11 protein-coding genes, 1 tRNA gene and 1 pseudogene are annotated in these 13,492 nt (G+C 63.9%); 8 read left to right on the forward strand and 5 right to left on the reverse strand.

What is annotated here, in order from left to right; translation table 11 throughout:
* Positions 1-42: 42 nt before the first annotated feature.
* On the forward strand, positions 43-1,248 hold the full coding sequence (gene chrA / locus AC6CHO_RS10730; protein ID WP_498214992.1) for a chromate efflux transporter: 1,206 nt from the start codon (positions 43-45) through the stop codon (positions 1,246-1,248).
* 16 nt (positions 1,249-1,264) lie between these two features.
* Here the strand turns inward: chrA and AC6CHO_RS10735 are convergent, their stop codons facing one another.
* Both AC6CHO_RS10735 and AC6CHO_RS10740 read right to left on the reverse strand, forming a co-directional pair.
* Positions 1,265-2,914, reverse strand: coding sequence for a DUF5671 domain-containing protein (locus AC6CHO_RS10735; RefSeq protein WP_498214993.1), 1,650 nt, complete (start codon positions 2,912-2,914; stop codon positions 1,265-1,267).
* Positions 2,914-3,378: a hypothetical protein gene (locus AC6CHO_RS10740; protein ID WP_498214994.1), complete on the reverse strand. Its 465-nt coding sequence runs from the start codon at positions 3,376-3,378 to the stop codon at positions 2,914-2,916. The genes AC6CHO_RS10735 and AC6CHO_RS10740 overlap by 1 nt, the downstream gene beginning before the upstream one ends.
* A gap of 85 nt (positions 3,379-3,463) precedes the next feature.
* On the opposite strand from AC6CHO_RS10740, the gene dusB reads away from it, so the two are divergent.
* The 4 genes from dusB (at position 3,464) to AC6CHO_RS10760 (ending at position 8,017) form a co-directional block, all read left to right on the forward strand.
* Positions 3,464-4,666, forward strand: coding sequence for a tRNA dihydrouridine synthase DusB (dusB, locus tag AC6CHO_RS10745; protein ID WP_206693469.1), 1,203 nt, complete (start codon positions 3,464-3,466; stop codon positions 4,664-4,666).
* A gap of 54 nt (positions 4,667-4,720) precedes the next feature.
* Positions 4,721-6,004, forward strand: a complete 1,284-nt coding sequence (locus AC6CHO_RS10750; protein ID WP_498214995.1) for a deoxyguanosinetriphosphate triphosphohydrolase — start codon at positions 4,721-4,723, stop codon at positions 6,002-6,004.
* Between the two features lie 9 nt (positions 6,005-6,013).
* Positions 6,014-7,891, forward strand: a complete 1,878-nt coding sequence (dnaG, locus tag AC6CHO_RS10755; protein WP_498214996.1) for a DNA primase — start codon at positions 6,014-6,016, stop codon at positions 7,889-7,891.
* A 53-nt stretch (positions 7,892-7,944) separates the two neighbouring features.
* Positions 7,945-8,017 (forward strand) — tRNA-Asn (locus AC6CHO_RS10760).
* 48 nt (positions 8,018-8,065) lie between these two features.
* On the opposite strand, the gene AC6CHO_RS10765 is transcribed toward AC6CHO_RS10760, so the two are convergent.
* Positions 8,066-8,893 (reverse strand): hypothetical protein, encoded by an 828-nt coding sequence (locus AC6CHO_RS10765; protein ID WP_498214997.1) that lies wholly within the window; start codon positions 8,891-8,893, stop codon positions 8,066-8,068.
* Between the two features lie 289 nt (positions 8,894-9,182).
* Between AC6CHO_RS10765 and AC6CHO_RS10770 the strand changes: the two genes are divergently transcribed.
* Positions 9,183-9,992 (forward strand): DUF4352 domain-containing protein, encoded by an 810-nt coding sequence (locus AC6CHO_RS10770; RefSeq protein WP_498214998.1) that lies wholly within the window; start codon positions 9,183-9,185, stop codon positions 9,990-9,992.
* A 104-nt stretch (positions 9,993-10,096) separates the two neighbouring features.
* Positions 10,097-10,408 (forward strand): glycerate kinase, encoded by a 312-nt coding sequence (locus AC6CHO_RS10775; RefSeq protein WP_498214999.1) that lies wholly within the window; start codon positions 10,097-10,099, stop codon positions 10,406-10,408.
* Positions 10,409-10,485: 77 nt separating this feature from the next.
* Here the strand turns inward: AC6CHO_RS10775 and AC6CHO_RS10780 are convergent, their stop codons facing one another.
* Positions 10,486-10,923 (reverse strand): 6,7-dimethyl-8-ribityllumazine synthase, encoded by a 438-nt coding sequence (locus AC6CHO_RS10780; RefSeq protein WP_498215000.1) that lies wholly within the window; start codon positions 10,921-10,923, stop codon positions 10,486-10,488.
* Between the two features lie 109 nt (positions 10,924-11,032).
* Positions 11,033-11,809, reverse strand: a pseudogene (locus tag AC6CHO_RS10785) (LLM class flavin-dependent oxidoreductase); the annotation flags it as partial.
* A 23-nt stretch (positions 11,810-11,832) separates the two neighbouring features.
* Here AC6CHO_RS10785 and AC6CHO_RS10790 point away from each other — a divergent pair.
* Positions 11,833-13,371, forward strand: a complete 1,539-nt coding sequence (locus AC6CHO_RS10790; RefSeq protein WP_498215001.1) for a recombinase family protein — start codon at positions 11,833-11,835, stop codon at positions 13,369-13,371.
* Positions 13,372-13,492: the final 121 nt, after the last annotated feature.

Here is a 13,492-nt window from a genome sequence, read left to right on the forward strand (position 1 = left end):
GCGTTTACCTGCCGTTTTCCTGCTGCCCCTATGCTGGAATCCATGGAACCACAGCACCTCACCCAGGGATCGGCGAGCGAAGTCTTCCGGGTCTTCCTCAAGCTCGGGGTGACTTCCTTCGGCGGGCCGATCGCCCATCTGGGGTACTTCCGCGCAGAACTTGTCGACCGCCGCCGCTGGCTCGATGACCAGCAGTATGCGCAATTGGTGGCGCTGAGCCAATTCTTGCCCGGACCCGCCTCCAGCCAGGTCGGCTTCGGTCTGGGCTTGCATCGTGCCGGGCTGCGCGGGGCGCTGGCCGCATTCCTGGCCTTCACCCTTCCCTCCGCGGTGCTGCTGGCGGTCTTCGCCTACGGGGCGTCGCTGTTCACCGGGCAGCTGGGCACCGGAGTGCTCACCGGGCTGAAGATCGTGGCGGTGGCCATTATCGCCCAGGCGGTGATGGGCATGGCCAAGTCCCTGGCACCGGATAGGTCCAGGGCTTCGATCGCGGTGGTCGCGGCCGGTTCGGCGTTGCTGCTGGCCGGATCTATCGGGCAGATCGCCGCGATTGCCTTCGGCGCGGTGGCGGGGTACTGCTTCTGCCGCGAGAAGGATGGGGCCGCCGGGGCAGGGTTCAGCCTGCCGGTCAGCCGGGCGCTGGGCATCACGTGCCTGTGCGCCTTTGCCTTGCTGCTGGTGGGTCTGCCGATGCTGGCCCTGGCTACCGGCTCCGATCTGCTCGCCTTCCTCGACGCCTTCTACCGCTCGGGCGCGCTGGTCTTCGGCGGTGGGCATGTGGTGCTGCCGCTGCTGCAAAGCGCGCTGGTGGAACCCGGGTGGGTCAGCGAACAGCAGTTCCTCACCGGCTACGGGGCGGCCCAGGCCGTGCCCGGACCGCTGTTCACCTTCGCCGCCTTCCTGGGGGTGCTGGCCGAGTCCGGCCCGGGCGGGTTGCTGGGATCGGCCCTGGCGCTGCTGGCGGTTTTCCTGCCCGGTTTCCTGCTGCTGCTGGGGGTGCTGCCGTTCTGGAACCGGATCAGCAGCTGGCCCAAGGCCCGCGCGGCGATGCGCGGGGCGAATGCCGCGGTGGTGGGCGTGCTCGCTGCGGCCCTCTATGATCCGGTCTTCACCGCGGCCATCACCTCGGCGGCTTCCTTCATGCTGGCGCTGCTGTGCCTGGTGCTGCTGACGGCCTGGAAAACGGCCCCGTGGATTGTTGTCGCGATGGCCGCCGCCGGCGGGGTGCTGCTGGGCCTGTTGCCCTGAGGCCATGGCAGCTGGCCTAGGCGAGCTCGGTGAATTGGACGGCACCGTCCGATCCGGCACTGGCCAAAAATGAGCTCGGCTCGGTGGCCAGGCGTTCAACGATCCGTGCGAACACGGCCGCGTCGGCCTCGTCATCCAGTGCCGGGCCGGACGCGCGGATCCATTGCACATTCAGTTCCCCGAGGGCCCTGAGCTGCGCGAAGAGGCGTTCAGATCCGGCCGGGGCGAGCAGCACCAGCGTCCTACGCTGTGGCGTCGCGTGCGATCGGGCCGGATCCTGCGCGGCGGACTCGGCCCGTTGCGCCCTGCCCGAACGCCACAGCGCATAGTGGTACGCGGCGACCGCGGCGGTGGCCACCAGCCAGCCCAGTGGTCCGCGCACGGTATCGAGCATCGTCCCGTAGCCGGTGCCCGGTTCCAGGAAGTAGGCGAAGATCCGGTAACCCAGCACCAGCAGCGCAACCAGAGCCACTACCGAGCTGGCCCCGAAAAACAGCACCAGGTAGGCGCCGCGCGAGGCAGGCCAGGCCGGCTGCAGCGGGCGGAAGAAAGCGAACCAGCTAATGGCGCCGACCAGCAGCAGGCCCAAGCCCTCGCCGAGCACCTCGGCCGACGCATCGCTGCCTGGAAGGGCGGAGATGGATGCCAGCAACGCGTTGACCACCATGCCCAGTCCGGTGGCCAGCAGCGCCAGGCTGATGCCGCTGACCGCCAGCCGGGCCGCGCTGGCCGTGGCGGCCACATGCATCCCGGAGCGCAGCTGAAGCTGGTGGTAGAGCCAGATGAGCCCGGCTGCCAGCATGATCGCGCCCAGCATCGGGACGTCGGACCGGAATTCTTCGGCTTGGGCCGCCGGATCCCAGGGCAGCGGCAGGGCCCAGGACACCAGCGCCGCGGTGGCCAGCAAACAGGCGGCCGCGGGGGCCGCGATGGCCAGCACCACAAAGGCCAGGGAACTGAAGCCATCGGCCTGCTCCTGCACGCGGCGCAACTTCCAATGCCAGAACCACAGGGCCGCGGAACCGGCCAGCCAGATCACCGCGGCAAGCAGCCGATCCAGATCGGAAGGGCCGGCCAGCGTGGTGTCCGGGCGGATCAGGATCAGCAGCGCGACGCGCAGCGTCCAGACCAGCGACAGGGCGAACAGCAGCATGCCGAAGGCATTGCCCAGTGTGCCGGCCAGCTGTTCCAGCAGCTGCGGCGCTGTCTTCGGGGAGGCCAGCTGCTGGTGCTGCCAGGCGCAGAGAGCACCCCAGCTCAGCGCGGTGCCCAGCGAGGATTGCCAGGCGCCCTCCGGCGCCCGGTTGACCAGCCCGGCCAGCAGGCCCAGGCCTGAGCAGCTGGCAGCAATCAGCGAAACCAGGTAGACCCCGGAGGCTTGCAGGGACCAGATCGCAGAATCGGCGGCAGAGGGCCGGGACAATTTCTTGCGGATCGCCCGCCACAGCAGCCAGGCCAGAGGGCCGGCGACCAGGGTATAGGAATAGGCCACCGCCAGCTGCTGGGCGGAAACCCGTTCGCCGTCAAACCCGTTGAACAGCGCCTCCAGCAGCGTGGACAGGCCCGCCGGGAACAGCATCAGCAGCACAAACAGCAGGCCGTGCATGATCAGCGGACGCAGCACGCTGGTGACCGGTGCCTTGCTGGCCGAAGTCGCGGAGCCCATCAGTATCCCAGCTCCTTTTCGGTGCACAGCCCGACCTGCCAGGGCATGCGCTCGATCAGCCACCGGTCCTGGGCCTTGCGCAGCTCGAACACATCCTCGTAGCTGGAGCCATCGAGCAGCGGAAGAATCGTGGAATCGCCGCCTTCGATCCTGGCATGGACGCTGGCCCGGGAGCCGCTGGCCGTGGAGCGGACCAGCGCGATGTCCAACTGCCCGCTGCCCAGGGACTCGGGATTGCACAGCTGGCGAGAATCGCCGTCCACGGTGAAATCCCGCACGGCGGCCAGGTCCCCGGCCTGATAGGCCAGCAGATAGCGCTGCACCACGCCTTCGGGGGTTGATTCATCGTGCAAGGGTGCCGAAGGCCGCAGGGCAACGACCAGCAACGCGGCTATAACCAAGGCCACACAGGCGGCGGCCACCGCGACAAGCACCACCCTGGCGACCGAAAAATTACTTGTCATTGCCCTATTTTCCACCCGCAGCAGGGCAGGAGCCAGATGCTTCAGGGCACGATTTGATCAAGATCTCAGTTACCGATTTGCCTGCATGCGCGATAATGGACAGGTGACGACCCTGACTGATGCGCCGAATAACACCCCCACCTTGAAGCTGCCGCCCTTGCAGCTGGGCAAGCTCACCATCGATACCCCGGTGGTTCTTGCGCCCATGGCCGGGGTGACCAACCGCGCCTTCCGCCGGCTGTGCCGCGAATACGGCGGCGGGCTGTTCGTCACCGAAATGGTCACCGCCCGCGCCCTGGTGGAACGCAACCCGGAATCCCTGCGCATCATCTCGCACGACCCCGACGAAGAGATCCGCTCGATCCAGATCTACGGCGTGGACCCGGGCACCGTGCGCGCCGCGGTGCGCATGGTGGTTGACGAGAACCTGGCCGATCACGTGGACTTGAACTTCGGCTGCCCGGTCCCCAAGGTGACCCGCAAGGGCGGCGGCTCGGCCCTGCCCTGGAAGACCGACCTGTTCACTTCGATCATCGAGGCAGCGACCTCAGAAGCGGCCAAGGGCGATATCCCGCTGACCGTGAAGGTCCGCACCGGCATCGACAAGGACCACCTGACCTACCTGGAGTCCGCCAAGATCGCCCGCGATCACGGGGCCGCGGCAGTGACCCTGCACGCCCGCACCGCGGGCCAGTACTACGCCGGCCACTCGGATTGGGAGGCCATCACCACCCTGCGCGAGGCCATGGACGACCTGCCGGTGCTGGGCAACGGCGATATTTTCAGTGCCGAAGATGCGATCAGCATGGTCGAGCAGACCGGAGCCGCCGGGGTCATGGTTGGCCGCGGCTGCCAGGGCCGCCCGTGGATTTTCGGCGACCTGCAGGCGGCCTTCGAGGGCCGCGCGGACCGCTTCCGCCCCGGCGTGCGCAAGGTGGCCGACACCGTGTACCGCCACGGCGAGCTGCTCACCGAGTTCTTCGAGGACGAGGGCAAGGGGATGCGCGATATCCGCAAGCACATCGCCTGGTACTTCAAGGGCTACCCGGTCGGCGGGGAAATCCGCTCGCAGCTGGCCCAGGTGCCATCCTTGGCTGTGCTGCGCGAACTGCTTGACCAGCTGGACCTGGATTTGCCGTACCCCGGCGAGGCCGCCGAAGGCACCCGTGGGCGAGCCGGCCATCCGAAGAAAACCCATGTGCCCGACGGATGGCTGGACAACCGCGAAATGAGCGATGCCCACCGCGAAATGATCAAGGCCGCTGAGCTGGATATTTCCGGAGGCTAAGCGCTCGAAGTGGATAACCGCCGAGCACCCCAAAATGTCACTAGACTAGGTATCATGACTCAGATCCCCGGATATACCGAAGCCGATACGCAACGGTGGGTGCCCGAGCCAGCCAAGAAGTCCTACCGCACCGCCTTTGAGCGCGACCGCGCCCGGGTGCTGCACTCCTCGGCGCTGCGCCGGCTGAGCGCCAAGACCCAGGTGGTGGCGCCCAACCAGAACGACTTTGTGCGCAACCGGCTCACCCACTCGCTGGAAGTGGCCCAGGTGGGCCGCGAGCTCGGGGCGGCCCTGGGCTGCGATCCGGATGTCGTGGATACCGCCTGCCTGGCCCACGACCTGGGCCACCCGCCCTTTGGCCACAACGGGGAAAAGGCGCTGGACAAAATCGCTGCGGATATCGGCGGATTCGAGGGCAACGCCCAGACCCTGCGCCTGCTCACCCGGCTGGAAACCAAGACCTTCAGGCACAATGGGCACTCGGCCGGGCTGAATCTCTCGCGCGCCTCGCTGGATGCGGCCTGCAAATACCCTTGGCTCAAGGCCGATGCGCCCGAGGTCAACGGCAAGAAGTCCAAGAAGTTCGGCGTGTACCAGGACGATGCCCCGATCTTCAACTGGCTGCGCAATGTCCCGGAGGCGAGAGCCGGAGTGGTCTGCATGGAAGGCCAGGTCATGGACCTGGCCGATGACATCTCCTACTCCGTGCATGACGTGGAAGACGCGATTGTCGGCGGCCAGCTGCAGCTGCGCTGGCTGAAGCAGGATCTGCAGCGCGAACGGGCCCTGCAGGTCACAAAGGACTGGTACCTGCCGGCCACCGACGAGGCCGATATCGAGGCGGCCCTGCGCCGGCTGGAAGCCAGCGACGAATGGGTGTCGCACTTTGACGGGTCGCGCCGTTCGATGGCCGGGCTGAAGGACATGACCAGCCAGTTCATCGGCCGCTTTGCGGCTGCGGCCATGGATGCCACCCGCGCCCGCTATGGCACCGGCAAGCTGACCCGCTACAACGCGAGCCTGATCGTGCCCGAGCAGACCGAGCATGAAATCGCGGTGATGAAGGGCATTGCCGCCAGCTATGTGATGACCTCCGAGGTGCGCCAGCCGCTGTATCTGGACCAGCGCACGCTGCTGGCCGAGCTGGTTCAGCTACTGGTGGAGACCGGCAGGGACAACCTGGAGCCGATCTTCGCCGCAGACTGGGAAGACGCCGCCGATGAGGCAGCCCAGCTGCGCGTGGTGATCGACCAGGTCGCCTCGCTCACCGACGTCTCGGCGACCGAGTGGCATTCATATCTGGTCAAGGGCGAAGCCCCTGAAGCACAACTGTTCTAGAAGGGAATCATGGCAGGGCTGATCAAGCGCGAAGATATCGACGAGGTGCGCAACCGCACCGACCTGCGCGAGGTCGTCGAGTCCTATGTCACGCTCAAATCCGCGGGCATCGGCTCGTACAAGGGCCTGTGCCCTTTCCACGACGAGCGCAGCCCTTCCTTCCACATCCGCCCGCAACTGGGCACCTTCCACTGCTTCGGCTGCGGCGAATCCGGCGACGTGATCGCCTTCATCCAGAAGATGGACCACTCCTCGTTCACCGAGACCGTGGAACTGCTCGCGGCCCGGATCAACTACGAGCTGCACTATGAGGACGGGGGTCCGGGCCCGCGCCGCGAAGACTATGGCAAGCGCCAGCGCCTGGTAGATGCCCACAAGGTGGCCGAGGAGTTCTTCCGCGCCCAGCTGGCAACCGATGAAGGAGCCGCCGGACGCGAGTTCCTGGCCGGCCGCGGCTTCGACCCGGAAGTGACCGCCCAGTTCTCCGTCGGCTACGCGCCCAAGGGCTGGGATGCACTGCTCAAGCATCTGCGCTCCAAGGGCTTTGCCGATGACGAGCTGAAGCTGACCGGCATGTTTTCCGAGGGCAACCGGGGGATCTACGACCGTTTCCGCGGCCGGGTCATGTGGCCGATCCGCGATCTGTCCGGGGCAACCATCGGATTCGGCGCCCGCAAGCTCTACGAAGACGACCAGGGCCCGAAGTACCTGAACACCCCGGAAACCGGGCTCTACAAGAAGTCGCAGGTGCTCTACGGGCTGGATTTGGCCAAGAAGCATATTTCCAAGAGCCGGCAGATCGTTGTGGTGGAAGGGTACACCGACGTGATGGCCTGCCACCTGGCCGGGATCACCACCGCGGTGGCCACTTGCGGCACAGCCTTTGGCACCGACCACATCAAAATCGCCCGCAGGCTGCTGCAGGATGACGGCACCGGGGGCGAGGTGGTTTTCACCTTCGACGGCGATGCAGCCGGACAGAAAGCGGCCCTGCGCGCCTTCGAGGAAGACCAGCGTTTTATTGCCCAGACCTATGTCTGCGTGGAGCCCAGCGGGGCTGACCCCTGCGACCTGCGCCTGCATCGAGGGGACGAGGCGGTGCGCGAGCTGATCGAGCTCAAGCGCCCGCTGTTCGAATTCGCGATCCGGGCCGAGCTGAAGAAGTTCAACCTCAACACGGTGGAGGGCCGCGTGCAGGCGCTGCGCCAGACCGCTCCGATCGTCGCCCAGATCAAGGACTCGGCCATCCGCCCGGCCTATGCCCGTGAATTGGCTGGCTGGCTTGGCATGAACAATGAGGACGTCAACCGGTCGGTGGGGGCGTCGATCAAGCGCGCCCGGCTGCCGAAGAATGCCGAGCAGCAGCTGCCGGCCCCGGCCCAGGGCGCTGAACAGCCTGTGGCTGCACCAGCTTTTGAACGTCCGGATCATCGCGACCCGGTGATGCGCCTGGAACGCCAGGCATTGGAAGTGGTGATCCAGCAGCCACAGCGCTTGCAGGATGAGCAGTGGCAGGCATTTTATGAGGCCCGTTTCATGGCTCCGGCGCACGCCGCGGTGCATGACGGAATCGTTGCCGCTTCGAGCGCCGGTGCTTCTGCCACCTCGTGGGTCGAGGTGATCCGCGATGAGGTGCCAGAGCAGTTGCGCAGCTTCGTTTCGGAGCTGGCGGTGACCAGCATTCCGGCTTCGGATGAGCACAGCCTGAACCGCTATTGCGCCGACATCATCAATGGCTTGATTGAGCTTCAAATCACACACCGGAAAGCAGAGCTGATCGGGCGCTTGCAGCGCGCTGAGATGGCGCCTGAAGGCGAGGAATATGCCCAGATCAATAGGGAATTGATGGAGCTGGAGATGCGCCGGAGGATCCTGCGGGGCACCTAGGGGATCGATTTTGCATTAGCGGAAATCTTCGGTAAAGTTATATCTCGTTGCAATCCTCCATAGCTCAATTGGCAGAGCATTCGACTGTTAATCGAAGGGTTACTGGTTCAAGTCCAGTTGGAGGAGCTTTCATGAGAATCCCGGCTCGCAGATGCGAGCCGGGATTTTTGTCTTTCATGAAACAGGGTTCCAGAGCCGCCGGGATTCCAGGTACCAGAAGTAGGCGAATAGCCCGATCTGGAACCACTCGACGATGAACAGGGCTTCGTCAACGCCCGTGACAAGCAGAATCGGCCAGGCGACCAAGCCCAGCGCCATCAGTCCCAGGATGATCCGATAGCGGTTCGGGGAACCGCCGCTGGTGTCTTCGTGGCACATTGGCGCGTGGCCCAGATGGCTGGCAATGGCGATGCCCATGGAGAAGATCAACAAGAACGCCGCGCTGGCATGAACCCAGGCGAAGGTTTTTCCTTCGAAGGCACGCCAGATCAATAACAGGATGAAGACCGCGAGCAGGCCGGTGCTGATCCATCCCAAGGCTCGGGTCAACGCGCTGTGCATCAACGCTTTGTGCGGCCAGCTGCTGGTTCTGATGCCCAGCCAGACGAATGCGGCGCTAACGATCAATACGGCAACGATGGCTACGCGGACCGAAAGGATCAGCTTGCCCTGTTCAGCCGGTGCAAGCGTGGCTAGGGTTTCGCCCAGCCTGGTGGGAACCAGCGCGACAAACATGGCGTAGAACCCGGCCAAATTCAGCGCATAGTCCTCCAGGGCTTCGCCGCTGTACACCACCAGCAATGCTCCGGTAGTCACCAGCATGGCGACAAACAGGTCACGGGCTGGGCCCAAGTAGTAGGAACTGAGCGAGTCTTCGATCCGCTGGTTGACGATTCCGTAAATGACGATGGCTACCACCAAAAGCAGGGGAACGACGAGCAGCATGAGGCGCACGTAGCGCAGGGTATCGCGACCTTGGAAGCGTTGAGCAGGTGGGAGCATATCAGCATTCTGTAACGCGGGTACCGGTTTTGGGAAAGAGGCTTGCCCAGCCAGGAAAGATCTTCAGCGAATTCGATGGTTGAGGACTTGGCCATAATCCGCTGGCCTGGCTTGTGGAAGCCTGCGCATCCATCCGCAGCGAATATTGCAGCAATCCGAACTGTCGGTGTCGATTGACATGAGCATTGAAGAGTCAATAAAGGCTCCGGTTGCACCTGGGACTGTCATCCGTTTAGGTCATTCTTCATCGCCGGGCGTTGTGTTCTGCCGTCACTCCTAGGAAGCACCAATGTGCATTCATACACCGGTGGATCCCGGAACGCCGGTTCCGTCTCCATCCCCGAAGTCCACCGCTGGACGAGGCCTGGGCATCGCGGCCCTGGTGATCGCAATTGTTGCGCTCGTCTTGTGCTGGGTCCCGATCGTGAATAACTTTGCAGCCATCCTGGGAGTTGTCGTACTCGTCCTGGGCCTCGTATCCCTGGTCATCGCGCTCAAGCGCAAAGGCAGCAAGGGACTGGGAATCGCTTCAAGCGTTATCGCCATTGTTGCCATTGTTCTGGTGTTTGCCATCCAGTCTTTCTATGCCAAGGCCATCGACGAGGTCACCAGTGGCATCGAGGATGCTGCCGATGGTGAAGTTACCGCTCCGACTGAAGTGGTAGAACAGGCCGAGGACGAAACCCAGGTTCTTGCCCTCGGCGAGGCCGCGACAGTTGGCGACTACTCGGTCAACGTCAGCACGGTGAACCTGGATGCTGGCAAGGCGATTGCCAAGGTCAATGAGTTCAATGAGAAGGCGAAGGGCCAATACGTGCTCGTCGATATTTCCGTCGTCTACAACGGCGATGAAGAAGGCGATGCCTGGTTGGACTTGAACCCGGAACTTGTTGGTTCGGACGCGAGCATTTACGACACCAGCACCGCCATGGTGGTGCCGGCCAAGCCGGCAACGGATGCGCCTACCCTGTCCAAGGGCGGCAAAGCCAGCTACCAGGTGGTCTTTGACGTCCCAGAAGAAGCCGTGGCTGACGCCAAGATCAGAATGACCGAAACCATGTCCTTCAACGACGAATCGGTGCTCTGGGCGACCAAATAATCCAGCGTAGGCAGCACACGCAACCCAGGCCCCATGCCCCGATAACGGGTGATGGGGCCTGGGTTTTTAATGCATCTGAAAACGATTCGATCGGCGCGTTCCTCATGCCCCGATTTGAAGCGAACTTGGGCTCGGGCCCATCCGGGGTCGACCTGGATTCGATGCTGCGCGGAGCCGACTTGGTGATTACCGCCAAGGATGCGATCGATGTTCAAACGCCCAAGGGCAAGGTCCCGGCCGAGGTCGCCCGCAGGGCATCGCTGCATGGAGTCCCTGTGGTGGCGCTCGCCGGAACCCTGGGAAGGGGCTGCCGCGACGTGCATGACATCGGCATTTACGCCATTGCATCGATCATGCCGATTCCGATGACCTCGCAGGAAGCGGCGGCTCGACTGAGCCCGCGCGCTGCGTGGTAGCTGGGATACACCTCAGGCGTGCTGATCGCCCTGGTCATTGGGGCTGGTCAACACGCCTGGCGGTGGTCTGCCGGAGCCTAGAACTGAATGGCCGCGACGGCTCGAACAGCGCGAGCTGCTTCGGCGCCCTTCTTGAGGAAGTGCTCGAAGTAGAAGTTCTGGTGCTCATCGTTGGAGTGGAAGTGATGCGGGGTCAGGCTGACCGAGAAGATTGGCACATCGGTATCGAGCTGGACGCGCATCAGTCCATCGACCACTGCTTGGGCAACAAAGTCGTGGCGGTAGATGCCGCCATCGACGACCAGCGCCGCAGCGACAATTGCATCATATTTTCCAGTCTTGGCCAGGCGCTGCGCCTGCAATGGCATTTCGTAGGCACCTGGAACGCTGATGGTATCGATGGTGTACCCGGTCCCGGAAGCGTCCATGTCTGCGGTGAATCCGGCCAGCGCCTGATCGACGATATCTGCGTGCCAGCTGGCCTTGATGAAGGCGACTTTCAATGGGTTGCTCATGAATTTCTCTCTATTCCTAGTCTGAAAGTTCAGTTCCTATGGCCCTAGCCTAGTGACCAGCGACCAGCTGGCTTAATAGCCCGGTGAAACGGCGTAACTATTACCGTATTTAGCGCCAGCCGAGTTTCGGGGCGACGTGGGTGAGGATCGACTCGATGACGTGGGCGTTGTACTCGACACCCAGTTGGTTGGGAACGGTCAGCAATAAGGTGTCGGCCTCAGCGATGGCTTCATCTTCGGCCAGCTTCTTGGCCAGTTCATCGGGTTCGCCGGCATAGGACTTGCCGAAGACCGCACGAGTTTTCTCGTCGATGTTGCCGATTTGATCCGAGCTGTATCGGTCGCGGCCAAAATACTGCCAGTCGCGCTCGTCGGTGAGCGCAAAGATGCTTCGGCTCACCGAGACGCGTGGTTCGCGCTCATGGCCGGCTTCTTTCCAGGCATCGCGGTAGAGCTGGATCTGCTCCGCCTGCTGGACATGGAAGGGCTTTCCGGATTCGTCATCCTTCAATGTGGAGCTTTGCAGGTTCATGCCCAGCTTGGCGGCCCAGACGGCGGTGGCGTTGGATCCCGAACCCCACCAGATCCGTTCGCGCAAAGTCTCCGAATGCGGTTCGATGCGCAGCAGGCCCGGCGGGTTGGGGAACATCGGATTGGGGCTTGGCTGGGCGAACCCTTCGCCGGAGAGGACTTCGAGCAGGCGCTCGGTGTGGCGCCGGCCCATATCCGCATCGGATTCGCCGTCTTCCGGCTCGAATCCGAAGTGGCGCCACCCGTCGATGACCTGCTCGGGCGAGCCGCGGCTGATGCCCAGCTGCAATCGGCGATTGGAAATCAGGTCGGCTGATCCGGCGTCCTCGGCCATGTACAGGGGATTTTCGTACTTACCTAGTGAGCTATTATAGGCACATGACCGCTAACCAGCCCCGCGCCATCCTATATCTGCGCCTGTCCGCCGTAGTCGATGACTCGACTTCAATCGCCCGGCAGGAAGCCGACCTCCAGGCCGAGGCGCACCGGCGGGGCTGGCGAGTAGTCGACGTGCTGATCGACGCCAGCATCTCAGGCCGCAAGACACGCGCCAAGGCCGAAGCCGCGGTCGCAGCCATCGCCGACGGATCCGCCGATGTCCTGGCAGTCTGGAAATTGGACCGGTTCACTCGCCAAGGCTGGGATGGGCTCGGTGCCCTGTCGCGCGCACTCGACCGCCGGGCCGATGCCTCACGCAAGACCGGTGCCCCACCTGCCCTGTTCCTGGCGCTGCAGGACGGGCTGAGCAGTGACCAGGCCGCCTTCCGCCTTATAGCCGGCGTGCTGTCCGAGGTGGCCCGCTCCGAGGCCGATAATGCCGCAACGCGTGTCAAGTCGTCTATTGCGCATCGAAAGCTGGTAGCCGGTAAGTATGCTGGCGGTTCGGCTGTCCCTTTTGGCTATCGCTCAACGCCGGCCCCTGATGGCACTGGTCGGGTGCTGGCTGTCGCCGAGGACGAAGCCGCTATTGTCCGCGAAGTGGCCGAGCGCTTGCTAAAGGGCAGCGAGTCGCTGTCTTCCATTGCGCGGGAACTGCGCCATCGTGAGGTGCCCACGTCCAAGAGTCCGGCCCGCCGGGCATTACGCGCAGGTGTCGACGCTACAGGCCTGGACCGTGGCATATGGCGGCCCTCCACTGTCCGCAATTTGTGGAGCAGCGACCACTTGGCCGGGCGTGTCGTCCACCTCGGCGATTTCATCAAGGATAATGACGGACTGCCAGCTGCAGTATGGCCACCCGTGCTGGACCTGGCCACGCTGGACGCATTGCGCCGGCGCATGCACTGGCAACCCCGCGCCGGGTCGCCGGCCTCCAAATACTATGTTCCCGATGTGGAGCGGCAGCCACAGCGGCGCAGGGCCGCCCGCCTGCTGTCGGGGGTAGCATATTGCGAAAACTGCGGAGGCAAGATGTATGTCACGACATCGTCCGGCAAGCCTGTATACGCCTGCAGGGCATCGCGAAACGGCATTGCGTGCCCGTCGCCGAAAGTCGACGCATTAGCACTTGAGCAGTTCGTATCCTCGGAGTTCCTGACCGCCGCCGGATCCGCCCAGGAGGTCGAGCAGGTCGAGGAGACCACCGGTGCGGATGTTTCGGCGAAATTGGCCGAGGTCGACGCACTGCTCCGCGAGACCGCTACCAGAATGACCGATGATGATGCCAACATCCCTGCCCTGTCGCAGCGGTTGAGCGCCCTCAAGGAGGCCCGCGCTGAGCTCAAGGCGACGCCCATCTCAACGCGTCAATACACACGGCCTACGGGCCGCACGCTGGCGGAGGCGTGGGCCGGCGCCGAGGTGGACCTGATGGCGCGGCGGTCGCTGCTGCTGGGAGCCATTGACCATGTGGCCATATCGCCGGCGCCGCGGGGGACTCCAGCACCGAAGCGGTCGCGCATCTACTGGATTAGCTGATCTGCGCAACGAGCCGGCCATGGAGCCGGTGGGCTAGAAGGGCACAGAATCCAATCTAACGGCCACAGTATCCAAAACAACCAACCACACCTAGGAGGGGCGCTAAGCTGTCAGCTTCGAG

The organism is Glutamicibacter sp. GQ173, from assembly GCF_059759215.1.